Source organism: Streptomyces sp. PTY087I2, assembly GCF_001687325.1.
In the GTDB taxonomy this organism is placed as follows: domain Bacteria; phylum Actinomycetota; class Actinomycetes; order Streptomycetales; family Streptomycetaceae; genus Streptomyces.
Genome location: NZ_LZRD01000009.1, coordinates 238,965 through 264,832 on the forward strand (window position 1 = coordinate 238,965; position 25,868 = coordinate 264,832).

Below are 25,868 nucleotides of genomic sequence, written 5' to 3' on the forward strand. Positions count from 1 at the left end.
GGATCAGAACTCGTCGGCGCCGTTGCGCAGCTCGGTGGTCCAGTAACCGGTGGCCCACTTCTGCGGGTTGACGGAAAGGCCCTCGGCGGCGGGGGCCTTCACGACCGCCATGCCGCCGCCGTTGGCCTTCAGCGTGACCGTGAACTCCTTCACCGTCTCGGTGGTCTCCTTCCGGCCGCCCTCCGACATGCGCACCGCGGCATAGGCGGACTGGCCGGGCTCCAGGACCACCGGGGTCAGCGGCTTGCTCTTGGCGACGGGCTGGGCGATGCCCCGCGCGTTGTCCAGGAAGTGGATGTGCGGGTACTCCCTCATCTCGCAGCTCGCGCCGGAGGTGTTCTTCGCGGACAGCGTGAGGTGGGTGTAGGGCGGGCCGTCCTGACGCTCGGCGGTGATCGTCAGACCCTGCGCCGTGCAGAGGGTGACGGTTGCCCCGGCGGACGTGCCGCCGGTGTCTCCGGAGGCGCCGGGGCTCTTGGCCGCGCCCGCGGGCTGAGCGGTGCCGGTGCCGTTGGAGCTGCCGGTGGAGCCCGTGGTGCCGGTCTCGGCCGCGTCGTCGGCGGCCTTCTCGGGCCCGGCGCTCTTCCCGGCCCCGGTGGGCGACGCGGTGGCGGTCGCCGACGTGTCGGCCGCCGAGCCCTCCGAGCGGGTGCCGGAGCCGTTGTCGCCGCAGGCGGTGAGGGTGAGCGCGAGGGCGGCCGTGGTCGCGGCGGCCAGGACGGTGGTGCGGTTGCGGAAGGTACGCACGGAGATTCCCCCGGGGAGAGACGGTGAGGCGGACGCCCGGTCGAGGCGCCCTGCCCGCGAACTGCTGACAGGAACGACTCTGACCGCCGCCGCTCACGTATCGCTGCTGTCCGGCTGACGTCCGGCTGATGTCCGGGCGGCAGTGACAGAACCGCAGGTCAGCAGGCCAGTAGGTCAGCTCTCGGCGGTGAGCCGCCGGAGCGCCTCGTCGTACCGCCGCCGGTACTCCGTCCGCGCCGACACCCGCAACAGCGCCTCCAGCGCCCGTACGGCCCCGTCGTCGTAACCGGCCCGCTCCGCCTCCCGCGCGGCCCGGTCCAGCAGCCGGATGCCGTCCTCCTCCTCGCCCAGAGCGAGGCGCGCCTCGCCGCAGATCGCCAGCAGGAGCGACCGGCGCACCGCCTCCTCGTGCTCGGGGCCCAGATCGAGGGCGGTCAGCGCGCAGTCCAGCGCCTCCTGCGGGCGGTGCGCGGTGAGCCGCATCCGGGCCAGGTGTTGGAGACCGAGCATCTCGGTGTGCCGGTCCCCCTCCTCGCGGCACAGCTCCACGGCACGGGTGCAGTTCTCCGACGCGGTCGGCAGCTCGCCCAGTTCGGCCTGGACGACGGCCAGGTTGATCAGCGCGGTCGCCTCGCCCAGCGGGTCCCCGGCCTCCCGGGCGAGCACCGGTGAACGCTCCAGCAGGGCGGCGGCCTCGGCGGTCCGGCCCTCCTCCGTCAGCACCCAGCCCAGCAGGGTGAGCACCCTCGATTCGGCGTACGCGTCCTTCCCGGCGCGGGCCGACTCCAGGGCCAGCTCCAGCAGGGGCGTCCAGTTGTCCCGGACCCGCCAGACCACCTGCGGCCACTGGAGCAGGATGATCCGCCAGGCCCGGTCCGCCAGCCCCGCCTCCCGCGCCGCCACGGCGGCCGACGCCAGGTTCTCGCGCTCGGCCGCCAGCCAGCGCATCGCCTCCGCGCGGTCGGCGAAGTCCCGTACGGCGGCGGGCTTGCGGTAGCCGTCCGGGAGCACGAAACAGGGCTCGCCGCCGGGCTCCGCCGTGTCGGCGGCGGCCAGCGCGGTGGCGATGCAGTGGTCGAGCACCCCGGTGAGCGCCTCGTGCGCGGACGCCGGGTCGAGGCCCCGGGCGTACAGGCGCACCAGGTCGTGCAGGATCCACCGGCCCGGGGCGGTTTCGGCGACGAGGTGGGCGGCGGCGAGGCGCTCCAGCGCGGCCGCCGCCGCGACCGGGTCCGTCCCCGCGAGCGCGGCGGCCGCGTACGGGTCGAAATGGCCGCCGGGATGGTGCCCGAGCCGCGCGAACTGGTGGACGGCCTCCGACGGCAGGTGCTGGACGGTCAGCCGCAGCGCGGCCGCGACGCCCGTGTCGTCCACGTCGAGATACGCCAGCCGGCCGCGCTCGTCGGCCAGTTCGTCGGCGAGGGCGGCCAGTGTCCAGCGCGGCCGGCCCGCCAGCCGGGCGGCTGTGACGCGCAGCGCGAGCGGCAGCCCGCCGCAGAGTTCGGCGAGCCGGCGGGCCGCCACCGGTTCGGCGAGCACCCGCTCCTCCCCCAGCACCCCGGCGAGCAGCGCCGTGCCGTCGTCGGCCTCCAGCGTGTCGAGCGGGACGGGCCGGGCGGCGTCCGAAGCGATGAGCCCCTCCAGCCGGTGCCGGCTGGTGACCAGCGTGACGCAGCCCGTACCGCCCGGCAGCAGCGCCCTGACGGTGGCGGAGTCGCGGGCGTTGTCGAGGACGACCAGCACCCTGCGCCGGTCGGTCAGCGAGCGGAAGAGCGCGGCGGCGGCCGGGGCGGACTCCGGGACCCGGCGCGGTGCGACGCCGAGCGCGAGCAGGAACTCCCGCAGGACGTCGATGAGCGCGGGCTCGCCGGCCTCGCTGAACCCGCGCAGATCGGCGAAGAGCCGGCCGTCCGGGAAGAGCGCGCCACTGCGGTGCGCCCACTGGAGCGCCAACGCGGTCTTGCCGACCCCGGCCGGCCCCGTCACCAGACAGACGGGCGCCTCCCCCGCCGCCGCCCGCGTGAGCGCGGCCAGCTCGGCCCCCCGCCCGTGGAAGCCGCGGGGCGCCCGGGGGAGCAGATCTACGGGGAGGGGTTCGCCGGGGTGGGGCGGGTACACCGGGTGTGCCGGGTGCGCCGCGCCGGTCGGGGCCACCGCCCCGAGCGGCGCGGCGGCAGGAGCCGGGTCCGCAGGACTGCCGGGGGCGGCGGCAGGAGCTGGGTCCGCGATACCGGCCACCGCGCCGGCCGGGTTCGCGGTGCCGACCGGGGGCGCCGGACGGGCCGGGTCAGCCGTACGGTCCGGAGCCGGGGTCGGGACATGGACGGGAGCCACCACGGCCCCTGTCCCGTGCCCACCGGCCCCTGTCCCGTGCCCACCAGGCCCCGGCCCATGCCCACCGGCCCCCGGCCCGGTCCCGCCCGACCCCCCGTCGCCCCGCAGGATCAGCGCGTACGCGTCGGCCAGTTCGTGCCCCGGATCGATGCCCAGCTCGTCGGCGAGGAGCCGCCTCGTACGGTGGAAACGGTCCAGGGCCTCCGACTGGCGTCCCGCCCGGTACAGCGCCAGCATCAGTTCCGCGGCCAGCGACTCGCGCAGCGGATGCGCCGCGGTCTCCGCCGCCAGCAGGGCCGCGGCCCGGTGGTGCTCGCCGAGCAGCCCGTACGTCCGGGCCAGCTGTTCGACGGTTGCCAGCCGCGACTCCTCCAGGGAGTGCGCGGCCGCCCGGAGCGGCGGACCGGTGAACGCCCCGCTGAGGGCCGGGCCCTGCCACAGCGACAGGGCCTCCTTCAGCATCAGCACGGTGTCTGCCGGGCCGCGCTGTTCCCGCGCCAGCATCAGCAGTTCCTCGAACCGCTGCGCGTCGATCAGCGTCTCCGGGACCCGCAGGACGTACGCGTCGCCGAGGGTGGCCAGCTCGACCCCGTACGCCTCCGCGTCCGCGCCCACCAACAGGGCGCGCAGCCGCGACACATGGCCCTGGATGACGCCGCGGGCCTGGAGCGGCGGCGTGTCGTCCCAGAGGGAGTCCGTCAGACGGGCCACGGAGACCGGGGTGTTGGCGGACAGCAGCAGCGCGGCGAGCAGGCTGCGGCGCTTGGCGGGCCCCAGCGGCAGCGGCCCGGTGAGCGTTTCGACAGAGACCGTGCCGAGCAGCCGGAACTCCACGAACGGCTCCTCTTCCGGGCGGTACGCACCCACGGCGGGGGCGCGGGATCCGTCCCAGAATATCTAGGTCTCCGCAGGGCGGTCGCCGTCGCCGGACCGCCGCGGAACCCGCGCCGCCCGATCGTCAGTGGTAGCGCCGCTCGTCGTCCTGGACGACGGTGGTGCTGGGCGGCACGACCATCCGGCGGCGCCGCGCGATGCTCATGTAGACGAAGACCCCGACGAGACCGACGAGCATCATGATCCAGCCGACCAGGTCGACGTTGACGGTGTCCATCTTCCAGTCGGTGGCGAACGCCAGGATCGCGCCCGCGCCGATCAGGAGAATGCATCCTCCGAGTCCCATGAATTCCGCCTCCTCGACCGCCCGGTGAGTCCGGGCCGGTGTACGGCTCGCGTACCCGGCCCGGCAACAACCATGTGTGAGGAGGCGGTCGGTCGGCCTCCGGTCAGCCGGCCAGGAACGCGGTGAGCGCGTTCGCCAGCAGATACGGGTCGTCCGCGCCGCACAGCTCACGGGCGCTGTGCATCGAGAGGATCGCCACGCCGATGTCCACGGTCTGGATGCCGTGCCGGGCGGCGGTGATCGGCCCGATGGTCGTGCCGCAGGGCATCGCGTTGTTGGACACGAAGCTCTGCCACGGCACACCCGCCTTCTCGCAGGCCGCGGCGAACACCGCGCGGCCGCTGCCGTCGGTGGCGTACCGCATGTTGACGTTCACCTTGAGGATCGGCCCGCCGTTGGCGACCGGGTGGTGCGTCGGGTCGTGCCGCTCCGCGTAGTTGGGGTGCACGGCGTGACCGGTGTCCGAGGAGAGGCAGACGGTCCCGGCGAAGGCGCGGGCGCGGTCCTCGTACGTACCGCCGCGCGCGAACACCGAGCGCTCCAGGACCGAGCCCAGCAGCGGCCCGTCGGCCCCGGTGTCGGACTGCGAGCCGTTCTCCTCGTGGTCGAAGGCCGCGAGCACCGGGATGTACGGGATGTCGGCGTCGGGCAGAGCGGCGACGGCGGCCAGGGCGGCGGTCGCGGCGTGCACCGAGAGGAGGTTGTCCATCCGGGGCCCGGCCACCAGCTCCCGGTCCCGGCCCAGGTAGGAGGGCGGCTCGATGGCGTGCGGCATCAGGTCCCAGCCGGTGACGTCCTCCGCGTCGACCCCCGCCTCCTCCGCGACGAAGCGGATCAGGTCGCCCTCCTCCACATCGCCGAGTCCCCAGATCGGCTGCATGTGCTTCTGCCGGTCGAGCTTGAGCCCCTCGGTGTTGGCCGACCGGTCCAGGTGGACGGCGAGCTGCGGCACCCGCAGCAGCGCCCGGTCGATGTTGACCAGCCGGTGCGTGCCGTCGCGCAGCGAGATCCGCCCGGCCAGGCCCAGATCCCGGTCGAGCCAGGTGTTGAGCAGGGTGCCGCCGTAGACCTCCACGGCGATCTGGCGCCAGCCGTGCGCCCCGGTGTCGGGCAGCGGCTTCACCCGGAGGTTCGGGGAGTCGGTGTGCGCCCCCGCGATCCGGAACGGGGTGTGCGCCTCGGCGCCCTCCGGCACGTACCAGGCGACGATCGCCCCGCCGCGCAGCACGTACTTCCCGCCCGCCGAGCCGTCCCAGGCCGCGGTCTCCTCGACCTGCCGGAAGCCGGCCTCCGCCAGCCGGGCGGCGGCGTTGGCCACGGCGTGGTACGGGGACGGGCTGGCCGCCAGGAAGGTCATCAGGTCATCGGTGTGCGCACGGTCGAACCGGAGAGGGGAACTCATGTTCTTCACTGTAACGAGGACCCGGGGTCCGGTATCCGGTGACCGCGAGATCGGCGGGCCTCGGTCCCGTGTGGCTACAGCTCGTCGATCGCGGTCAGGTCGATGTCGATGTCGTACGGGGCGGAGAGCTTGAGCCGGTCGTGGTGGACGCCGGTGGAGACGTACGTCTTGTTGACCGGGTCGAGCTCGTAGGTGATGACCATGGGGCGGTCGTTCTCGCCGATCATCTCGACGAGCCAGAAGTGCTGGATGCCCGCAGCCGCGTACTTGTGCGGCTTGGTGTCGCGGTCGCGGTCTTCGGAGTCGGGGGAGACGACTTCGACGGCGAGGAAGACGTCGGCGGCCTGGTAGCGGGTGGTGCGCTGGTCTCCGTCGGCCGCGGCGGTCACGACGAGAAGGTCGGGCTCCGGAGCGTTGCGCCTGCCGAGCACGACTGCCATCTCGCGACGCACCCGCAGGTCGTTCGGGACGTGCTGCCGCAGCCCCTGCTCCAGTAGGTACATCGCCAGCGTGTGGAACTTCCGCTGCGGACTCACGAAAACCAGGCTCCCGTCGATCAGCTCTGTGTGCGGCGGGAGGTCGTCAAGCGTGAAGAAATCGTCCACGGTGTAGCCGTCCGGTGGCGGGACCGGCCACCCGGGGTTGGCGCGCCGCTGCTGCGACGCTTCGGACTGTGCCTCGGCGGTCATGGTTCCTCCCATGGAAGGGATTCTGGCCCGTGCACTCAGCGTACCCAGCTGATACGACAGCGCCGCCACCCGAACGATTTCCGGATGGCGGCGCGTGTTGACGAAACAGGCGAACGATTCCCTAGAACGCGGCCTCGTCCAGCTCCATGAGCGAGTTGTCGATCGACTCGGCGAGCGCGCGCTCGGTCGAGACGCCCGGCAGGACGTTCGCGGCGAAGAACTTCGCGGCGGCGATCTTGCCCTGGTAGAAGGGCACGTCCTTCGCGGAGGCGGTCGGCAGCTTCTCGGCCGCCACGGCCGCGCCCTTGAGCAGCAGGTAGCCGACGACGACATCGCCGGAGGCCATCAGCAGGCGGGTCGTGTTGAGACCGACCTTGTAGATGTTCTTGACGTCCTCGCCGGTCGCGGTCAGGTCGGTGATCATCGTGCCGACGATCGCCTCCAGGTCCACGGCGGCCTTGGCGAGCGAGTCCAGCGCGGGGGCCAGCTCCTCGTTGCCCTGGGCGCCCGCGAGGAACTTCTTGATCTCCTCGGAGAGCGTGTTGAGCGAGGCGCCCTGGTCGCGGACGATCTTCCGGAAGAAGAAGTCCTGGCCCTGGATCGCGGTGGTGCCCTCGTAGAGGGTGTCGATCTTGGCGTCCCGGATGTACTGCTCGACCGGGTACTCCTGGAGGTAGCCGGAGCCGCCGAAGGTCTGGAGCGACTGCGCGAGCTGCTCGTAGGACTTCTCGGAGCCGTAGCCCTTCACGATCGGCAGCAGCAGGTCGTTGAGGCCGTTCAGCGCCTTGGCGTCTTCGCCCGCGGCCTCCTGCTCCTGGATCGCGTCCTGGACGGAGGCGGTGTACAGCACGAGGGAGCGCATGCCCTCGGCGTACGCCTTCTGCGTCATGAGCGAGCGGCGCACGTCGGGGTGGTGCGTGATGGTGACCTTGGGCGCCGTCTTGTCCATGAAGTTCGCCAGGTCCGGACCCTGGACGCGCTCCTTGGCGTACTCCAGGGCGTTCAGGTAGCCCGTGGAGAGGGTGGCGATGGCCTTCGTGCCGACCATCATGCGGGCGAACTCGATGATGCGGAACATCTGGCGGATGCCGTCGTGCTTGTCGCCGATCAGCCAGCCCTTGGCGGGGTGCTGGTCGCCGAACGTCATCTCGCAGGTGTTGGACGCCTTGAGGCCCATCTTGTGCTCGACGTTCGTCGCGTACACGCCGTTGCGCTCGCCCAGCTCGCCGGTCGTCCAGTCGAAGTGGAACTTCGGGACCATGAAGAGCGAGAGGCCCTTGGTGCCCGGTCCCGCGCCCTCGGGGCGGGCCAGCACGTAGTGGATGATGTTCTCGGACATGTCGTGCTCGCCCGAGGTGATGAAGCGCTTCACACCCTCGATGTGCCAGGAGCCGTCCTCCTGCTGCACGGCCTTCGTCCGGCCGGCGCCGACGTCCGAGCCGGCGTCCGGCTCGGTCAGCACCATCGTCGAGCCCCACTGCTTCTCGACGGCGATCTCCGCGATCTTCTTCTGCTCCTCGTTGCCCTCCTCGAAGAGGATGCCGGCGAAGGCCGGGCCGGAGGAGTACATCCACACGGCCGGGTTCGAGCCGAGCAGCAGCTCCGCGTAGCCCCAGATCAGGGAGCGGGGGGAGGTGGTGCCGCCGATCTCCTCGGGCAGGCCCAGACGCCAGTACTCGGAGTCCATGAAGGCCTGGTACGACTTCTTGAAGCTCGCCGGGACCGGAGCGGTTTTGGTCTCCGGGTCGAAGACCGGCGGGTTGCGGTCGGCGTCGGCGAAGGAGTCGGCGAGCTCGTTCTCCGCGAGGCGGGCGATCTCTTCCAGGATGCTCTTCGCGGTGTCGACGTCCATCTCACCGAACGGACCGGTGCCGTACACCTTGTCGCGCCCGAGGACCTCGAACAGGTTGAACTCGATGTCGCGGAGATTCGACTTGTAGTGCCCCATGGGAAGGCTCCGTAATCAATAGCAGTGGCGCCACAGCGCCCCGGGGAGTGATGCGGGTCGGGCGACAGGCAGGCGTGGGTCTATCAGCTGACCTCTCCGATGATGCTACCCGTCAGTAATAAGGCGCAACCCCTCAAGCCGTAGATGTGTCCGATTACTCTTTGCGGCATGTACGGCTACGACCAGAACCCTGGTGCTCAGCAGCAGATGGGTCAGATGGGCCAGATGGGTCAGATGGGCGGCGGCTACGGGGAGCAGCCGCTGTATCCCGAACCGTCGCCGCCCTCCCTGGCCGACGCGGTCCGGGCCTTCACCACCGGCTCCCTCTCCGCCGAGGACTTCCAGCAGGTCTTCGCGACGTCGAAGGTCTACTGCCCGCGCGGTGACAACCCCGGCTTCCTGGCGCTGCACAACACGCAGCAGCCGGTGATCCCGATGTTCACCACGCTCAAGGAGCTGCGGCGGTACGCGGGCAAGGAGTCGAAGTACTTCGTGATCACCGGGGCCGAGGTGATCGACCTCCTGCCGACGGGCTACGGCTTCGTCCTGGACATGGAGGGCGATCACCGGATGGTCTTCGACGCCAAGGCCGTCGAGCAGATGGTCGACTTCGCGATGCGCCGTATGTATGGGTAGGGATTCGCTGTCCGTACGTCGCTGACTTGCGGTTTCTTCTGTCGGGCGAGGGCCCGCGCCGGCTCGGCGCGGGCCCTCGCCCTGTCGCGTCCGACCTCCGGGAATGCGCGACACCTTGCAGGATGTTCATTATTCAACTAAATTGATTCCAGAACACTCGCCCGGAGGTGGCCCCCATGCCCGCAGTGACTGTCGACAACCCGCTGACCCTGCCCAAGGTGGCCGCTTCGGGTGACGCCGCGGCCCGTCCCGTGCTCGCCGTCACGACCGCGCCCACCGGCTTCGAGGGCGAGGGCTTCCCCGTCCGCCGCGCGTTCGCGGGGATCAACTACCGGCACCTCGACCCGTTCATCATGATGGACCAGATGGGTGAGGTGGAGTACGCGGCGGGGGAGCCGAAGGGCACCCCCTGGCACCCGCACCGCGGCTTCGAGACCGTGACGTACCTGATCGACGGAACCTTCGTCCACCAGGACTCCAACGGGGGCGGCGGCACCATCGAGAACGGCGACACCCAGTGGATGACCGCCGGCTCGGGCCTGCTGCACATCGAGGCCCCGCCGGAGTCGCTCGTCATGTCCGGCGGCCTCTTCCACGGCCTCCAGCTCTGGGTGAACCTGCCCAAGGCCGACAAGATGATGAACCCGCGCTACCAGGACATCCGCGGCGGCGAGGTCCAGCTCCTCGCCTCCCCGGACGGCGGTGCGCTGCTCCGGGTCATCGCCGGTGAGCTCGACGGCCACCAGGGCCCGGGCATCACCCACACCCCGATCACGATGATCCACGCCACCGTCCGGCCCGGCGCCGAGGTGACCCTGCCGTGGCGCGAGGACTTCAACGGCCTCGCGTACGTCCTGGCCGGGCGCGGCACGGTCGGCGCGGAGCGCCGTCCGGTCGCCATGGGCCGGACCGCGGTCTTCGGGGCCGGTGGTTCGCTGACCGTCCGCGCGGACGAGCGGCAGGACGGCCACACCCCGGATCTGGAGGTCGTCCTCCTCGGCGGCCGCCCGATCCGGGAGCCGATGGCCCACTACGGGCCGTTCGTGATGAACAGTCAGGCCGAGCTGAAGCAGGCCTTCGAGGACTTCCAGGCCGGCCGCCTGGGCACGGTCCCCGCGGTCCACGGCATGTGACGATCCGTCACCCGTACGGGGGGCGTCGGCGGGCTCGCCGACGCCCCCCGTGATCGGCTGGGAGGGTGCCCGCTTCCAAGCCCTTCCTGCCCGAGAGCGCCCGCCGCACCGCCGCCTGGTGCGGTGTCGTCCTGCTCGTGGTGGGCGTCGCCGCCGTCGCGATCTGGCTGGTCGTCGCCCTCAAGACCGCGGTCACCCCGGTGCTGCTGGCCCTGCTCGGCACCGCGCTGCTCGGTCCCGTCCACCGGTGGCTCGTCGCGCGGCGCCTGAACCGCTCGCTGGCCGCGGGGCTGACCTGTGCCGCGCTGGTCGCGGTGGTCGGCGGCGCCGGGTACATCGTCGTCACCGCCCTCGTCGACTCCGGCGACCAGATCGTCGCCTCGCTCAAGGACGCCGGCCAGTGGGTCGTGGACCATCTGGACATCGCCGGGGCCACGGACGTCGACAGCCTGGCCGACAACGCGAAGAGCCTGGTCGAGAAGTTCGGGGCGAGCGCGGCGGGCGGGCTGCTCAGCGGCATCAGCCTGATCGGTTCGCTGGTGGCGACCAGTGTGCTGGCCCTGCTGCTGACGTTCTTCTTCCTGCGCGACTCGGACCGGGCGGTGAACCTGGCCCACACCGTGGCCCCGCGCGGCACGGGGGACCTGGTGGAGGCCATGGGGCGGCGGGCGTTCGAGGCCGTCGAGGGCTTCATGCGCGGCACCACGTTCATCGCCCTCATCGACGCCGTGTGCATCACGGTGGGCCTGCTGATCCTGGACGTGCCGGGGGCGGTGGGGCTCGGCGCGCTGGTCTTCGTCGGCGCGTACATCCCGTACCTGGGGGCGTTCCTCTCCGGCGCGGTGGCGGTGCTGGTCGCGCTGGCCGACCGGGGGTTCGTGATCGCCCTGTGGGCGCTGGGGGTGGTCCTCGCGGTCCAGGTGCTGGAGGGCCATGTGCTCCAGCCGATGATCCAGAGCCGTACGGTCCAGATGCACCCCGCGATGATCATGATCGCCCTGACGGCGGGGGCGAGCGTGGCCGGACTGATGGGCATGCTGCTGGCGGTCCCGCTGTGCGCGGCGGCTTTCGGAGTCCTGAGCGAACTACGCGGCGGCCCTGACGGCCCGGAGCCCCCGACCCCGCCGGAGGCCGATCCCGGCCCGCCGGGCGCCCACCCCAGCCCGTCCGGCGCTTGAGGACGGAAGCGTTGGGCTGGTGGGCCCGAGCTCCGGGTGGGCTGGGCCCGGTAATTCCAGCCCGTCCGGCGCTTGAGGGCGGAACCCTTGGCCCGGTGGGCCCGAGCTCCAGGCGGGCCGGGGCCCGGAAACCCAGCCCGTCCGGCGCTTGAGGACGGAACCGTTACGGGGACGAGCCCGAGCCCCAGGAGAGCCACGGCCCAAGGGCCCTCACCCGCCCAAGCCCTCCGACTCGTACAGCTCGAACCAGATCGACTTCCCCTCCCCCCGAGGGTCCACCCCCCACGCATCCGCCAGCATCTCCATCAGCACCAGCCCCCGCCCGCTGGACGCCATCTCCCCCGGCCGCCGCTTGTGCGGCAGCTCGTCGCTGGCGTCCGCGACCTCGACCCGCAGCCGCCGCTCGCCCAGCTCGCCGGAGACCTCCGCCACCATCAGCGCGTCCCCGTCCGTGTGCACGAGCACGTTGGTCGCCATCTCGGAGACCATCAGGACCGCCGAGTCGACCTGCTCGGCATCGCTCCAGTCGTGCAGCAGCTCACGCACCAGCTGCCGCCCCACCGAGATCCGCTCCGGCTCGGCCTGCGCGATGGTCAGGACACTGCGGCGCGGCGGCGCCTCCGGAGCCGGGGCGCTCTCCCGCCGCAGCACCAGGACCGCGATGTCGTCCTCGCGCCGGTCCGCGAGCGGCCCCGTCGTGTAGTGCGAGGTCGGCCCGTGCACGGCCTGGACCAGGGCGTCGGCGAGCTGTTCCAGGTCCTCGACCGGCTTCTCCAGGACCGGGCGCAGCCGGGTCCAGCCGGTGGCCATGTCGTGCCCGCCGGTCTCGATGAGGCCGTCCGTGCACAGCATGATCGTCTCGCCGGGTTCCAGGACGACCCGGGTGGTGGGGTAGTCGGAGTCCGTCTCGATCCCGAGCGGCAGCCCGCCGGCCGTCTGCCGGATCACCGCGGTCCCGTCGGCGCTGATCACCACCGGGTCGGGGTGGCCCGCACGGGCGATGTCCAGGGTCCCGGCCTCCGGGTCCACCTCGGCGTACAGGCAGGTCGCGAAGCGCGGCGCCGCCGGTTCCTCGTCGCCCTCGACGCTCTCGTACGCGTCGGTGAGCCCGGACAGGAAGCGCGAGGCGCGGGAGAGCACGGCGTCCGGGCGGTGCCCCTCGGACGCGTAGGCGCGCAGGGCGATACGGAGCTGGCCCATGAGTCCGGCGGCCCGCACGTCATGGCCCTGGACGTCGCCGATGACCAGGGCGATACGGCCGTTGGGCAGCGGGATCATGTCGTACCAGTCGCCGCCCACCTGGAGCCCGCCGCCGGTCGGCACGTACCGCGCGGCCACCGTCATCCCGGGGATCTCCGGGCCCAGGGTCGGCATCATCGAGCGCTGGAGCCCCAGCGACAGCTCGCGTTCCGTCTCGGCGACCCCGGCGCGGGCCAGGGCCTGGGCGAGCATCCGGGCGACCGTCGAGAGCACCGCGCGCTCGTCCGGGGAGAACCCCACCGGGTGCTGGAACCCGGCCATCCAGGCGCCCATCGTGCGGCCGGACGACACCAGGGGCAGGAAGGCCCAGGACTGCCGCCCGAAGCGCCGGGCGAGCGGCCAGGTGGCCGGATAGCGGCGGCGGTACTCGTCGGGGGAGGGGAGATAGATCGCGCGGCCGGTGCGGACGACCTCGGCGGCCGGGTAGTCGGTGTCCAGGGGCATGTCCGTGAAGGGCTCCTCGTCCCCCATGTTGTGCCCGTGGTGCCCGATGATCGTCAGCCGCTCCCCGGCGGAGCCGAAGACCGCGAGGCCGTCCGGGGAGAAGCCGGGCATGGACAGGGACCCGGCGACCCGCAGCACCTCCGCGGTGGACCGGGCCTCGGCCAGCGCCCGCCCGGCGTCCAGCAGGAACGCCTCCCGGGAGCGCCGCCAGTCCCCGGTGATCGGCGTATGGGCGGCGTCGGTGGAGCCGGGCTGCGGCTCGGCGACCTCCTGGAGCGTGCCGTAGAGGACGTACGCCCCGGTGTCGGCGTCCTCGTCGGCGTTCTCGTCCGTCCGGAGGATCGGCTTGGAGCGGCTGCGCACGGTACGCAGGACCTGCCCGCGCTCGTCGACGATCCGCAGTCGTGCCTCGGCGAGGCTGCCCTCGGCGACCGCGAGGTTCACCACCCCGTAGATCTCGTTCCAGTCGACCGGGTGGAAACGGGAGCGCACCGCCGACTCCCGGTAGCTGCCGGGCTCGGGAGGCAGGCCGAGCAGCCGGGCCGCCTCCGCATCGAGCGTGACCGTGCCGGCTGCGTTGTCCCAGCGCCACAGGCCCGTCGCGATCGCGGCCAGGACTTCCTCGGTGCGCATTGCCCCACTTTAGGAAGATGTGCTCGCTGGACGCCACCGAGAGGCCGCCACCTGCCCAGGGGGTGACGGGTACGGCGGTCCAAAGGGAAATGAAGCCTCCCGCCCCCGGGCGGTAGCCTGGGGAGGCTCAATCCACACCTAACCGCGAAGACTGGATGAACGACGATGCATCGGTACAGGTCCCACACCTGCGGCGAGCTCCGCGCCTCTGACGTCGGCACCGACGTCCGGCTGAGCGGCTGGCTGCACAATCGCCGAGACCTGGGCGGCATCCTCTTCATCGATCTGCGCGACCACTACGGTCTGGTGCAGCTCGTCGCCCGCCCCGGCACCCCCGGCAACGAGGCCCTGGCGAAGCTCACCAAGGAGACCGTCGTCCGGATCGACGGCAAGGTCTCCGCGCGCGGCGCGGACAACGTCAACCCGGAGCTGCCGACCGGCGAGATCGAGATCGAGGTCTCCGAGGTCGAGGTGCTCGGCGAGGCCGCCCCGCTGCCCTTCACGATCAACACCGAGGACGGCGTCAACGAGGAGCGGCGCCTGGAGTACCGCTTCCTCGACCTGCGGCGCGAGCGCATGCACCGCAACATCATGCTGCGCTCGGCCGTGATCGCCTCCATCCGGTCCAAGATGGTGGCCCTCGGCTTCAACGAGATGGCGACTCCGATCCTCACCGCGACCTCCCCCGAGGGCGCCCGTGACTTCGTCGTCCCGTCCCGGCTGAACCCCGGCAAGTTCTACGCGCTGCCGCAGGCCCCGCAGCAGTTCAAGCAGCTGCTGATGATCTCGGGCTTCGACCGCTACTTCCAGATCGCGCCCTGCTTCCGCGACGAGGACGCCCGCGCGGACCGCTCGCCGGGCGAGTTCTACCAGCTCGACGTCGAGATGTCCTTCGTCGAGCAGGAGGACGTCTTCCAGCCGATCGAGAAGCTGATGACCGAGCTCTTCACCGAGTTCGGCAACGGCCGCGAGGTCACCTCGCCGTTCCCGCGCATCCCGTTCCGCGAGTCGATGCTGAAGTACGGCAACGACAAGCCGGACCTGCGCGCCAAGCTGGAGCTCGTCGACATCTCCGACGTCTTCGCCGACTCCGGCTTCAAGGCGTTCGCCGGCAAGCACGTCCGCGCGCTGCCGGTCCCGGACACCGCGGGTCAGTCCCGCAAGTTCTTCGACGGCCTCGGTGAGTACGCCGTCGAGCACGGCGCCAAGGGCCTGGCCTGGGTGCGCGTGGGCGAGGACGGCACGCTGGCCGGACCGATCGCCAAGTTCCTCACCGAGACCGACGTCAAGACGCTCACCGAGCGCCTCTCGCTGGTCCCGGGCCACGCGGTCTTCTTCGGTGCGGGCGAGTTCGACGAGGTCTCCAAGATCATGTCGGCGGTCCGGGTCGAGGCCGCCAAGCGCGCCGGCCACTTTGAGGAGGGCGTCTTCCGGTTCTGCTGGATCGTCGACTTCCCGATGTACGAGCGGGACGAGGAGACCGGCAAGATCGACTTCTCGCACAACCCCTTCTCGATGCCCCAGGGCGGCCTGGCCGACCTGGAGGAGAAGGACCCGCTGGACATCCTCGCCTGGCAGTACGACATCGTCTGCAACGGCATCGAGCTGTCCTCGGGCGCCATCCGTAACCACGAGCCCGAGCTGATGCTCAAGGCCTTCGAGATCGCCGGTTACGACCGCGAGACCGTCGAGCACGAGTTCGCGGGCATGCTCCGCGCGTTCCGCCTCGGCGCCCCGCCGCACGGTGGCATCGCCCCCGGCGTCGACCGCATCGTGATGCTGCTCGCGGACGAGCCGAACATCCGCGAGACGATCGCCTTCCCGCTCAACGGCAACGCCCAGGACCTGATGATGGGCGCCCCGACCGAGCTGGACGAGACCCGCCTGCGCGAGCTGAACATCCAGCTGCGCAAGCCGGTCGCCGCGAAGGGCGCGTCGGAGAAGCCCGCCGACAAGTAGTCCGTACGGTCAAGTCGTCCATACGGTCCCGCTCTGCGGATGTTTCACGTGAAACAGCCCCCGATCACCTGATCGGGGGCTGTTTCGTTGCACAACCGCGAGCGCCGGTGACGGCCGGGCGACGCGGTACAGCCGGATGGCCCCGGTTCGGGTTCGGCCGGAGCGGGCCCGGCAAAGACTGGCACCGAGATCCCCCTCTCGCAGCCCGTCCTGCCGCCTCGCGCCGCCCGCAGCCATCCGAGGAGCCCCACCGTCGTGTCCCTCCCCCGCCGACCACCCGCCCTGCTCGCCGCACCGCTCCTCGCCCTGGTCCTGCTGCTCACCGGCTGTTCCTCCGGCGCCGCTCCGGAGAAGGCCCCTGCCGGTGTCCCGGGGCAGGGCGCCGCGGGCCCGCAGTCGGACGCCGCCTCCGCGCGCCGGGCCTCCCCCAGCCCGACGCCCACCCCCGCCCGGATCCCGGACCTGGGGCCGGAGACCCTGGCCCAGATCCCCGCCGAGGCCCGGCAGGCCTTCGTGGTGACCGGCGAGGAGGTGGACGCCCACCGCTCCAGCGCGGTCCTGTACAGCCGCGCGGACCCGGCCCAGGGCTGGGAGCCGGTCGCGGGCCCCTGGCCGGCCCACAATGGCATGGAGGGCTGGACGGACCACCATGTGGCCGGGGACCTCAGATCGCCCACGGGCGTCTACACCCTCACCGACGCGGGCGGTCGGCTCCCCGATCCCGGGGCGCTGCTGCCGTACGACGAGCACCCCCGGTTCGCGGTGGACGGCGAGGGCTTCTTCGGCGAGCCGCTGGAGGGCTCCTTCGACTACGTCGTCGCGATCAACTACAACCGCACGGAGGGCGTCAGCCCCCTGGACCGCACCCGCCCGCTCGGCCTCGAACGCGGCGGCGGCATCTGGGTCCACGTCGACCACGGCGGCCCGACCCAGGGCTGCGTCTCCGTCCCCGAGGAACAGATGGAGGAGCTTCTGCGCACCCTGGACCCGGCGATGAACCCGGTGATCGTGATGGGGGACGCGGAGTCGCTGGGGCGGTGAGAGGTGATCGGGCGTACGGGCGGGGGCCCTTGCCCGTACGCTGAGGATGTTCCCCGGTACACGTCGAACCGGTGGCCCGGTGCAGGAGGAGGTCGTTGTGAGCGTGGTCGAGGACCGCGTCCTGACGCAGGACGTCTTCGAGGAATTGGCCCGTAGCGCCATACGTGCCGAGGAGGCACTGCGGCTGGAGTTCGTGAACGGGAAACTGGGGGTCAAGGCTGTGCCGGACGGGGACCACGGGCGGATCATCGCCTGGCTGACGCAGATCTGCATGCAGGCGGATCCGAGCCGATGGCTCTTCGGCGAACAAGGCCTTCGTGTCGAGTCCTACCGCAAGGGCAACGCTCGTCCCGATGCGAGCCTGGCTCCCCTCGACGCCTTCGTCGGCCAGGGCGAATGGGCCAACCCCGACGACGTCCTCATGGTCGTCGAGGTGACCTCGTACGACGAGGACACCGACCGCCGCGACCGCGTCGAGAAGCCCCGGGCGTACGCCGAGACCGGCATCCCCGTCTATCTGCTGATCGACCGGGACACTTGTGAGGTGAAGGTCCACTCGCAGCCCGACGGCGTGCGCTACGAGCAGGTCGTCACTGTGCCGTACGGCAAGACCGTCACCCTCCCCGACCCCGTCGGGATCGAGCTGGACACCGAACCCCTCAAGAGCTGGGTGCGCTGACCCGACGCCGGAACGCGAGGAGCCCGGGACCGCACAGCGGTGGTCCCGGGCTCCTCGCGTACGTACTACGCCGGCTTCTCCTCCAGGCGCGGGAACAGCACCGCGCCCTTCGTCACCGTCGCGCCCGCGGGCAGCGTGCCCCAGACGCCCGCGTCCTGGACCTTTTGGTCGGCCAGGGCGCCCAGGGACTCCTCGGCGCCCAGGGACTCCCAGAGCTTCTGCGAGGTTTCCGGCATCACGGAGTTGAGCAGTACCGCGACGCCGCGCAGCGACTCGGCGGCCGTGTACAGGATGGTCGCCAGGCGGGCCTGGCCCTCCGGGGTGGTGTCCTTGGCCACCTTCCACGGCTCCTGCTCCGTGATATAGCCGTTGACCTGCTTCACGAAGTCGAAGATCGCCAGGATGCCGCCCTGGAAGTCCAGCTCCTCGCCGATCTTCCGGTCGGCCGTCGCCACGGCCTTCGCCAGCCCGTCCCGCACGGCCTGCTCGGCGTCACCGGCGGCCGTGTCCTGAGGCAGCGCCCCGCCGAAGTATTTGCCGACCATCGCCGCCACGCGCGAGGCGAGGTTGCCGTAGTCGTTGGCCAGCTCGGAGGTGTAGCGGGCGGAGAAGTCCTCCCAGGAGAACGACCCGTCGCTGCCGTAGGAGATGGCCCGCAGGAAGTACCAGCGGTACGCGTCCACGCCGAAGTGCGAGGTCAGATCCTGCGGCTTGATGCCGGTCAGGTTCGACTTGGACATCTTCTCGCCGCCGACCATCAGCCAGCCGTTGGCGACGACCTTGCCCGGCAGCGGCAGACCCTGCGCCATCAGCATCGCGGGCCAGATCACCGAGTGGAAGCGGAGGATGTCCTTGCCGATCAGGTGCACGTTCGCCGGGAACGTACCGTCGAACTTCTCCTGGTTGGCGCCGTAGCCGACCGCCGTCGCGTAGTTGAGCAGCGCGTCGACCCACACGTAGATGACGTGCTTGTCGTCCCACGGCACCGGGACGCCCCAGTCGAACGTCGAGCGCGAGATCGACAGGTCCTGGAGACCCTGCTCGACGAAGTTCACGACCTCGTTGCGCGCCGACTCGGGCTGGATGAAGTCCGGGTTCGCCGCGTAGAACTCCAGCAGCTTCGGACCGTACTCGCTCAGCTTGAAGAAGTAGTTCTCCTCCTTGAGGAGCTCCACCGGCTTCTTGTGGACCGGGCAGAGCTTCTGACCGGCGAACTCGCCCTCGCCGTCGATCAGATCGCCGGGGAGCTTGTACTCCTCGCAGCCCACGCAGTACGGGCCCTCGTACCCGCCCTTGTAGATCTCGCCCCTGTCGTACAGGTCCTGCACGAACTCCTGCACCCGGTCGGTGTGCCGCTTCTCCGTCGTGCGGATGAAGTCGTCGTTCGCGATGTTCAGGTGCTCCCAGAGGGGCTTCCACGCCTCCTCGACGAGCTTGTCCGCCCAGGCCTGCGGAGTCACGTTGTTCGCCTCGGCCGTGCGCATGATCTTCTGACCGTGCTCGTCCGTGCCGGTGAGGTACCACACCTTCTCGCCGCGCTGGCGGTGCCAGCGCGTGAGCACGTCGCCTGCGACGGTCGTGTAGGCGTGGCCCAGGTGAGGAGCGTCGTTGACGTAGTAAATGGGGGTCGAGACGTAGTACGCCGTCGCCCCCTGCTTCTCGGATCCAGTGGCCGCCATGGTCGAAATCCTAACGGCCCGATCAAGATCCACTCACATCGATAAACGGCGGCCCCCGCGCGGACGGAGGAAGACCCTCCGGTGGAGAGCTTTGCGAAACATCCCCTGGCGTAATGGTTCCCGTAGGAAAGTCGCATCCTGGGAGGGAGCGGACAAGCGTGCACGAGGCAGGGGACATCACCATGCGGGTACTGGTCGCCGAGGACGAGGAGATCCTCGCGGAGCTGGTCGCCACCGGACTGCGCCGGGCCGGCTTCGCGGTCGACACCGTGTACAGCGGGGACGCGGCCCTCGCCTACCTCGGCCTCCACGACTACGACGTCGTCGTCCTCGACCGCGACCTCCCCCGGGTCCACGGCGACGACGTGGCCCGCCGCCTGGTCGCCTCCGGCTCCCGCACCCGGATCCTGATGCTCACCGCCTCCGGCGCCATGGAGGACCGGGTCGCCGGGCTCGACCTGGGGGCCGACGACTACGTGGCCAAGCCGTTCGAGTTCCCCGAGCTGGTCTCCCGGGTACGCGCCCTGCGCCGGCGCAGCGCCCGGCCCGTACCGCCCCAGCTGGAGCGCCACGGCATCCGGCTCGACACCGTTCGGCGTTCGGCGCTCCGCGACGGCCGGGACCTGGACCTCTCCCCGAAGGAGTTCACCGTGCTGCAACTGCTCCTGGAGGCCGACGGCGGCACGGTCAGCGCGGAAGAGCTGCTGGAGCGAGCCTGGGACGCCAACGCCGACCCGTTCACCGGCGCGGTGCGCGTCTGCATGAGCAAGCTCCGCGCCAAGCTCGGCGAGCCCGCGCTGATCCGCACCGTGCAGGGCGTCGGGTACGCCCTGTGAAGCGGCCGTCCCCGCTGCGGCGGCTGGTGGACGCCTCGAAGCTGCCGCACTCGACGATCCGCACCCGCATCGCCCTCGTGTACGGCGGTGTCTTCCTGGTTCTCGGCACGGCCCTGCTGGCCACCGTCAACCTGGCCTCCCGCGCCGGTACGGAGACCGAGGCGCGGGCCATCGCCTCCACGGCGGTCGTCGTCGTCCCGCCCGGGTACACCGTGAACGGCCCGTTCGTCGCCCGCAGCTCCACCGGATCGCCCACCGCCTACGAACTCACCGACCATGTCAGCGACGCGGCGGGCAAGCAGCTCCTGAACTGGTCGTTCGCCGCGCTGCTCGTGATGACGGCGGGCGCGGTCGGAGTGGGCTGGTGGATAGCGGGCCGGGTCCTGCGGCCGGTCCACGCGATGACCGCGAAGGCCCGCCGGCTATCCGAGAGGACCCTGCACGAGCGGATCGCGTCCAGCGGCCCGGACGACGAGCTGAGGGAGCTCGGCGAGACGCTGGACGCGCTGCTGGGCCGCCTGGAGAAGGCGTTCGACAGCCAGCGGAGGTTCATCGCGAACGCCTCGCACGAGCTGCGGACCCCGCTGGCCACCCAGCGCGCCGCGATCCAGATCGGCCTGGACGATCCGTCCCCCGAGGACCTCGTCCGTACCCGGCAGACCCTGCTGGACACCAACCGGCGCAGTGAGCGGCTCATCGAGGGGCTGCTCGTGCTGGCCCGCAGCGAACGGGGCCTGGCCGCGGACGAGCGCGAGACGGTCCGCCTCGATCACGTGGTCAGGGAGGAGACGGCCCGCTATCCGGCGGTACGGGGCGGGGGCGGCGGCCCGGAAGGCCGGGGGCCGGGCGGTGGTGACCCGCAGCGCCGGGGTCCGGGAGATGACGGGCCGGTCGTGAACGTCGCGGTGGCCGCCTGTTCCGTGCGCGGCAACCGGCTGCTGCTCGCCCAGCTGGTGGCGAACCTGCTGGCCAACGCGGTCACGTACAACGTGCCGGGCGGCTCGGTGGAGGTCTCGCTGAGCAAGGAGGGGGGCCTGCTGGTGCGCAACACCGGACCGGTGGTCTCCGAGGCCGATGTCGCGGGGTTCTTCGAGCCGTTCCGGCGGGGAGAGGGCCGGGACCGGATGGGCCCGGGGTCGGGCCTCGGCCTGTCGATAGTCCGGTCGATCGCGGTGGCCCACGGCGGTACGGTCACGGCGGAACCGGGCCCGGAGGGCGGCGGTCTCGCCGTGACCGTACGGCTGCCGGCCGATCAGGCCCCGGAGCCGGCCTCGCGCGCGGCGGTCCAGTCCGGCAGCCCGGCGAGGATCTCCCGGTAGAGCTCGGCGTCCGCGATCTCGCGGGGGGCCGGTCCGGCGTGGAAGAACCCGGCGTTCGGGACGTCGAGCTTCCGCAGGAAGTCGAAGCCCTTCGCGTCCTGCTCGCCGAAGGCGACGAACTGGAAGAACAGCGGCAGCCGCGCCGCGTCCGCGAGGGCCTGCCGGGCGGCCTGCTTGGCGTCCGGCGGGCCGTCCGTCTGGAAGACCACGAGAGCCGGACCGGTGGCCTCCGTCTTCTCGTAGTGCGCGACGACCTCCTCGACGGCGCGTTCGTAGTGCGTCCGGCCGAGTCGGCCGAGGCCCGCGTGCAGCTCGTCGACGCGGCCCTCGTGGCCGGAGAGTTCGAGGGAGCCGGTGCCGTCGATGTCCGTCGAGAAGAAGACGACCTGCACGGTGGCGTCCTCGTCCAGGTGCGCGGCGAGCGCGAGCGTCCGGTCGCCCAGGTGCTGGGCGCTGCCGTCCTTGTAGAACGGCCGCATCGAGCCGGAACGGTCGAGCACCAGGTAGACGCGGGCACGGAGCCCGGTCAGCCCGTGCGCCTTGAGCGCCGCCTGCGCCGCCTTGTACGGGGCGGCGAGCTGCGGAGCCCGAGACTTGACCCGCGCGAGCGTGGTGGCGGGCTTGCCGGGGGCGGACTCCGACGCGGCGGGCGCGGCCGGGGCCGGCTCTTCCGCTGCGGCGGGGGCGGCCGGCTCCGGTACGACGGGGGCTGCCGGGGTGTCCGCGACGGCCGGGGCTTCGGAGACGGCCGGGGTTCCGGCGGGCTCCGGGGTCTCCGCAGCGACCGGGGCGTCCGCGACGGCCGGGGCCTCGGTGGCGGCGGGGGTCTCCACAACGGCCGGGGTGTCCACGGGCTCCGTGGTTTCCGCGACGGCCGGGGTCTCGGCAGGCTCCGGTGCCGTTGCGGCTTCGGGGGCCTTGGGGGCCTTGGGGGGCTCGGGAGCCTCGGCGGCCTCGGGCGCCTTCGGGGCCTCGGTGGCGGCCTCAGGCGCCTCGGGGGCGCTCTCCGGGGCCTTCGCCGGTGCTTCCGCTTCCGCCGGCGCCGGTTCGGGCGTGGACTCCTGAGCCGGTGCGGTCTTCGAGGTCTCGTCGAGATCGAGATCGAGATCGAGGTCGATCGTGATCGGCTCCGGCGCCTCGGCGACCACCGGCTCGTCGGCCTCGGCGGTGGCCACCGGCTCCTCGGGCTTCTCCGCCGTCGGGGTGTCCTCCGGGGCCGACCCCTGCGCGGGGACGGTCGGCGACGTCGGCGCGGCGGCCGCCTTGTCGAACGCCTCCGCCACCAGGTCGGTGGCCGGCGAGCCGTCACGGTCCGTGGATCCGGAGGCGGGGGCCGGGATCGACGCCTTCGGCTCCGCCGTCGGCTCGGCCGCCGAAGTGGTCTCCGGCTCCGACTCCTTGGGCTGAGTGCGCTCGGCCTGGGGCGGGACGGTGGCCGTGGTCGGCTCGTCCTGCTCCGTGCGGCCGAACACCTTACGCAGCAAGCTCCGAATGCCCATGGGCGAGGCCTTTCGCATGAGTTGGGTGCGGTGAATGTCCGACCTGAGGTGAATTCATCCCTGGCCAGGACGGATACGTAAGGTTAGCGGCCGGATCCGGCCGTTCGCCGGTGCGGCCCACCCCTGCGTCAACCGAGCCGAAACCGTTCCCGGACCGAGTCCACCGCGGTGTCCACGACGGCGTCCACCACCGGCCCTCAAAGGAACAGCGGTGGCCCGGACTTCACCCGCCGTTCACCGGGAGTCCCTCGGACCGGGTGGAGGCGCACCTACCGTCACGCACGACACCAGACGGAGGGAATCCACGTGCGTAATCTGCTGCCGTTCATCAGCTCGCATTCCGGTGGGCGTTCCGCGCTGACCTGCCGCTTCCGCTGTGGGGACGCCTGCTTCAAGGAGACGCCCAACACCAGCGACAACGAGTACGCCGGAGACATCATCGCCGGTGCCGTGTCGCGCCGCTCGATGATGCGCGCCGCCGCCGTGGTCACCGTCGCCACCGCCGCCGGGGCCGCCGCGCTGACCGGCCCCAGCGCCCCGCAGGCCGAGGCCGCCGCCCTCGCCGGGCACGGGAGCAAACCGGGCCGTCCCCAGAAACCGGGGGCGTCCGGCGCGCGTGGCCTGCGGTTCTCGCCGGTCGCGCCCAACAAGGACGACAAGGTCACCGTCCCCGACGGGTACGCCCAGAACGTGGTGATCCGCTGGGGCGAGCCGATCCTGCGCGGCGCGCCCGCCTTCGACCCGGACAAGCAGACGGCGAAGGCGCAGGCGGGCCAGTTCGGTTACAACAACGACTTCCTCTCCCTGCTCCCGCTGCGCGGCGAGCGCGGCCGTCAGGTCCTGGTCGCGAACCATGAGTACACGGACGAGATCCTCATGTTCCGCGGCTACGATCCGGCCAACCCCACCCGCGAGCAGGTGGAGATCGCCTGGGCGGCGCACGGACTCTCCGTGGTCGTCGTCCAGGAGGAGCACCGCACCGGCAAGCTGGGCCCGGTCAACCGGCACCCGCTGAACCGCCGGCTGACCGCGACCAGCGAGTTCCGTATGACGGGCCCGGCCGCGGGCAGCACCCTGCTGCGCACGTCCGCCGACCGCACCGGCCGCAAGGTGCTCGGCACCCTCAACAACTGTGCGGGCGGCACCACTCCGTGGGGCACCACGCTGCACGGCGAGGAGAACTTCAACCAGTACTTCGCCAACGGCACGACCACCATGCACCAGCGGTACGGGATCGGCACGGGCGCCTCCGAGCGCAAGTGGGAGCGGTTCGACCGGCGGTTCGACCTGGCGAAGGAGCCCAACGAGGCCAACCGCTTCGGCTGGGTCGTCGAACTCGACCCGTACGACCCGGACTCCACCCCGCGCAAGCGGACCGCGCTGGGCCGGTTCAAGCACGAGGCCGCGCAGCCCCGGCTCACCTCCGACGGCCGCCCCGTCGTCTACATGGGCGACGACGAGAAGTTCGACTACCTCTACAAGTTCGTCTCCAGCAAGCGGATGAAGAAGGGCAACTCGCGGGCCGCCCGCGAGCACAACCTGACGCTCCTGGACGAGGGCACGCTGTACGTCGCCAAGTTGACGGGCGACTCGCCGACCGGCGAGATCGACGGCTCCGGAAAGCTGCCCAACGACGGTGAGTTCGACGGCAGCGGCGTCTGGATCCCGCTGGCCACCGGCACCACCTCGCACGTCCCGGGCATGACCGCCGAGGAGGTGTACGTCTACACGCGGCTCGCCGGTGACAAGGTCGGCGCGACCAAGATGGACCGCCCCGAGGACGTCGAGCCCTCGCCGCGCACCGGCCGGGTCTACGTGGCGCTCACCAACAACTCGGACCGCGGCAAGGAGGGCAAGGCCCCGGCGGATGAGGCGAACCCGCGCAACGGCAACAAGCACGGGCAGATCCTGGAGCTCGCGGAGAACTGGGACGACCCGACGAGCGACGGGTTCGCCTGGCGGCTGTTCCTCGTGGCGGGCGACCCGGACGACCCGGCGACGTACTTCGCCGGCTTCCCCAAGGAGAGCGTCAGCCCCATCTCCTGCCCGGACAACGTGGCGTTCGACGCCCATGGCAACCTGTGGATCTCCACGGACGGCAACGCGCTCGGCACGCACGACGGGCTGTTCGGCGTGGCGACCCACGGTGACCGGCGCGGCGAGCTGAAGCAGTTCCTCACCGTCCCGACCGGGGCCGAGACCTGCGGCCCGGTCATCCAGGACCGCCGGGTCCTGGTGGCGGTCCAGCACCCGGGCGAGGTCGACGGGGCCTCCGTGGAGAAGCCGGCGAGCGTCTGGCCCGACGGACCGGGCAAGATCGTCCGCCCCGCGGTCGTCGCCGTCTGGCGCAAGGACGGGCGCGACATCGGCGTGTGAGCCCCGGCAGGAAGTAACAAGAGGCCGGGCGGCAGGTAGTAGGTAGCAGGATGCCGGGCGGCGGGCGGGAGGCCTTATTGCCTCTCACCCGCCGCCCGGTCCGCATTAGAGTCGAAGGCATGGTTTCCGGTGACGCGCCGCAGGCGGAGGGAAGCGTCCGGGTCGACGTGTGGATCTGGTCGGTCCGGCTGACGAAGACCCGTGCCCAGGCGGCCGCCGCCTGCCGGGCGGGACATGTGAAGGTCGGCGGCGATCGGGCCAAGCCCGCACAGGCCGTACGCGTCGGCGACGAGGTACGGCTCCGGCACGCGGGGCGGGACTGGGTGGTCGTCGTCTCGAAGATCGTGAAGAAGCGGGTCGGTCCGCCGGTGGCCGTGGAGTGCTTCGTCGACAACAGCCCGCCCCCGCCGCCCCGCGAGATCGCGATCCAGGTGCCCGTACGGGACCGGGGCGCGGGCCGTCCGACCAAGCGCGACCGCCGGGAGATGGAACGCCTTCAGGGCCGCCCGCCGGAGAACTGAGGCCACGGCGGACCCTCGGCGGAGCACTGAGGCCACGGTGTTTCACGTGAAACAACCGGTCAGCTCTGGTACCCCTCCACCTCGTCGGCGGGGCGGACCTTCGCCGTCGAGGGGTCCTCGCCGTACTCGCTGAGCGCCCGCCGGCGGCGCAGCAGGTCCCAGCACTGGTCGAGCTGGACCTCCACCGCCCGCAGCCGGGCCTTCTCGTCCGTGGACAGGCCCATCTTCGCCACGGAGCGGTCGCGCAGATCACGCTCCTCGGAGACCAGTTCGTCGATGTGCTCGAAGATGTCGCTGTCGGCCATGACGCCTCTTTCGGGTTCGTTCGGCGGTCGTCGTCGCGCGGTGGCGATCCCGGCTCCCACTCTCACCCGG

The 25,868-nt window shown here is 71.6% G+C and carries 20 protein-coding genes; 10 read left to right on the forward strand and 10 right to left on the reverse strand.

Features of this window, described 5'->3' with window-relative positions; translation table 11 throughout:
• Positions 1-3 precede the first annotated feature (3 nt).
• The 6 genes from A3Q37_RS12415 to A3Q37_RS12440 form a co-directional block, all read right to left on the reverse strand.
• On the reverse strand, positions 4-747 hold the full coding sequence (locus A3Q37_RS12415) for a DUF4232 domain-containing protein (RefSeq protein WP_065482459.1): 744 nt from the start codon (positions 745-747) through the stop codon (positions 4-6).
• Positions 748-921: 174 nt separating this feature from the next.
• Positions 922-3,915 carry a BTAD domain-containing putative transcriptional regulator gene (locus A3Q37_RS12420; protein WP_065482598.1) on the reverse strand — a complete coding sequence of 998 codons (2,994 nt, stop codon included), beginning with the start codon at positions 3,913-3,915 and terminating at the stop codon, positions 922-924.
• 124 nt (positions 3,916-4,039) lie between these two features.
• The gene (locus A3Q37_RS12425; protein WP_006125902.1) at positions 4,040-4,261 is read right to left on the reverse strand and encodes a DUF6458 family protein; all 222 of its coding nucleotides are present in this window, start codon (positions 4,259-4,261) and stop codon (positions 4,040-4,042) included.
• Positions 4,262-4,364: 103 nt separating this feature from the next.
• Positions 4,365-5,663: a M18 family aminopeptidase gene (locus A3Q37_RS12430; RefSeq protein WP_065482602.1), complete on the reverse strand. Its 1,299-nt coding sequence runs from the start codon at positions 5,661-5,663 to the stop codon at positions 4,365-4,367.
• A gap of 74 nt (positions 5,664-5,737) precedes the next feature.
• Positions 5,738-6,364 (reverse strand): Uma2 family endonuclease, encoded by a 627-nt coding sequence (locus A3Q37_RS12435; protein ID WP_065482463.1) that lies wholly within the window; start codon positions 6,362-6,364, stop codon positions 5,738-5,740.
• A gap of 109 nt (positions 6,365-6,473) precedes the next feature.
• Positions 6,474-8,300 (reverse strand): acyl-CoA dehydrogenase, encoded by a 1,827-nt coding sequence (locus A3Q37_RS12440; protein WP_065482470.1) that lies wholly within the window; start codon positions 8,298-8,300, stop codon positions 6,474-6,476.
• Between the two features lie 168 nt (positions 8,301-8,468).
• Here A3Q37_RS12440 and A3Q37_RS12445 point away from each other — a divergent pair, with 168 nt between their 5' ends.
• The 3 genes from A3Q37_RS12445 to A3Q37_RS12455 all read left to right on the forward strand — a co-directional run bounded on the left by A3Q37_RS12445 (position 8,469) and on the right by A3Q37_RS12455 (position 11,247).
• Positions 8,469-8,936 carry an SseB family protein gene (locus tag A3Q37_RS12445; protein WP_065482473.1) on the forward strand — a complete coding sequence of 156 codons (468 nt, stop codon included), beginning with the start codon at positions 8,469-8,471 and terminating at the stop codon, positions 8,934-8,936.
• A 176-nt stretch (positions 8,937-9,112) separates the two neighbouring features.
• On the forward strand, positions 9,113-10,069 hold the full coding sequence (locus A3Q37_RS12450; RefSeq protein WP_065482477.1) for a pirin family protein: 957 nt from the start codon (positions 9,113-9,115) through the stop codon (positions 10,067-10,069).
• 65 nt (positions 10,070-10,134) lie between these two features.
• Positions 10,135-11,247 carry an AI-2E family transporter gene (locus A3Q37_RS12455; RefSeq protein ID WP_065482482.1) on the forward strand — a complete coding sequence of 371 codons (1,113 nt, stop codon included), beginning with the start codon at positions 10,135-10,137 and terminating at the stop codon, positions 11,245-11,247.
• Between the two features lie 210 nt (positions 11,248-11,457).
• Here A3Q37_RS12455 and A3Q37_RS12460 read toward each other — a convergent pair whose 3' ends face one another.
• Positions 11,458-13,584 (reverse strand): SpoIIE family protein phosphatase, encoded by a 2,127-nt coding sequence (locus A3Q37_RS12460; RefSeq protein ID WP_065482485.1) that lies wholly within the window; start codon positions 13,582-13,584, stop codon positions 11,458-11,460.
• A gap of 165 nt (positions 13,585-13,749) precedes the next feature.
• On the opposite strand from A3Q37_RS12460, the gene aspS reads away from it, so the two are divergent.
• From aspS to A3Q37_RS12475, 3 genes are all read left to right on the forward strand, one after another.
• Positions 13,750-15,543 carry an aspartate--tRNA ligase gene (gene aspS / locus A3Q37_RS12465; protein ID WP_065482488.1) on the forward strand — a complete coding sequence of 598 codons (1,794 nt, stop codon included), beginning with the start codon at positions 13,750-13,752 and terminating at the stop codon, positions 15,541-15,543.
• A 255-nt stretch (positions 15,544-15,798) separates the two neighbouring features.
• Positions 15,799-16,584, forward strand: a complete 786-nt coding sequence (locus A3Q37_RS12470) for a L,D-transpeptidase family protein (protein WP_065482491.1) — start codon at positions 15,799-15,801, stop codon at positions 16,582-16,584.
• Positions 16,585-16,681: 97 nt separating this feature from the next.
• Positions 16,682-17,263, forward strand: a complete 582-nt coding sequence (locus A3Q37_RS12475) for a Uma2 family endonuclease (RefSeq protein WP_065482605.1) — start codon at positions 16,682-16,684, stop codon at positions 17,261-17,263.
• A 65-nt stretch (positions 17,264-17,328) separates the two neighbouring features.
• Here the strand turns inward: A3Q37_RS12475 and metG are convergent, their stop codons facing one another.
• Positions 17,329-18,942, reverse strand: coding sequence for a methionine--tRNA ligase (gene metG / locus A3Q37_RS12480; RefSeq protein ID WP_065482494.1), 1,614 nt, complete (start codon positions 18,940-18,942; stop codon positions 17,329-17,331).
• A 182-nt stretch (positions 18,943-19,124) separates the two neighbouring features.
• On the opposite strand from metG, the gene A3Q37_RS12485 reads away from it, so the two are divergent.
• Together A3Q37_RS12485 and A3Q37_RS12490 are read left to right on the forward strand one after the other, a co-directional pair.
• Positions 19,125-19,778, forward strand: a complete 654-nt coding sequence (locus A3Q37_RS12485; protein WP_010060284.1) for a response regulator transcription factor — start codon at positions 19,125-19,127, stop codon at positions 19,776-19,778.
• A complete protein-coding gene (locus A3Q37_RS12490; RefSeq protein WP_065482498.1) occupies positions 19,775-21,097 on the forward strand; it encodes a cell wall metabolism sensor histidine kinase WalK in 1,323 nt (440 codons plus the stop codon). The genes A3Q37_RS12485 and A3Q37_RS12490 overlap by 4 nt, the downstream gene beginning before the upstream one ends.
• Here the strand turns inward: A3Q37_RS12490 and A3Q37_RS12495 are convergent.
• Positions 21,031-22,596: a VWA domain-containing protein gene (locus A3Q37_RS12495; protein ID WP_079137764.1), complete on the reverse strand. Its 1,566-nt coding sequence runs from the start codon at positions 22,594-22,596 to the stop codon at positions 21,031-21,033. The genes A3Q37_RS12490 and A3Q37_RS12495 overlap by 67 nt on opposite strands.
• Positions 22,597-22,902: 306 nt before the next feature.
• Between A3Q37_RS12495 and A3Q37_RS12500 the strand changes: the two genes are divergently transcribed.
• Both A3Q37_RS12500 and A3Q37_RS12505 read left to right on the forward strand, forming a co-directional pair.
• Positions 22,903-24,972: a PhoX family phosphatase gene (locus A3Q37_RS12500; protein WP_065482503.1), complete on the forward strand. Its 2,070-nt coding sequence runs from the start codon at positions 22,903-22,905 to the stop codon at positions 24,970-24,972.
• Between the two features lie 119 nt (positions 24,973-25,091).
• On the forward strand, positions 25,092-25,493 hold the full coding sequence (locus tag A3Q37_RS12505) for an RNA-binding S4 domain-containing protein (RefSeq protein WP_065482505.1): 402 nt from the start codon (positions 25,092-25,094) through the stop codon (positions 25,491-25,493).
• Between the two features lie 59 nt (positions 25,494-25,552).
• Here A3Q37_RS12505 and A3Q37_RS12510 read toward each other — a convergent pair whose 3' ends face one another.
• A complete protein-coding gene (locus A3Q37_RS12510) occupies positions 25,553-25,798 on the reverse strand; it encodes a DUF2630 family protein (RefSeq protein WP_065482508.1) in 246 nt (81 codons plus the stop codon).
• Positions 25,799-25,868 lie beyond the last annotated feature (70 nt).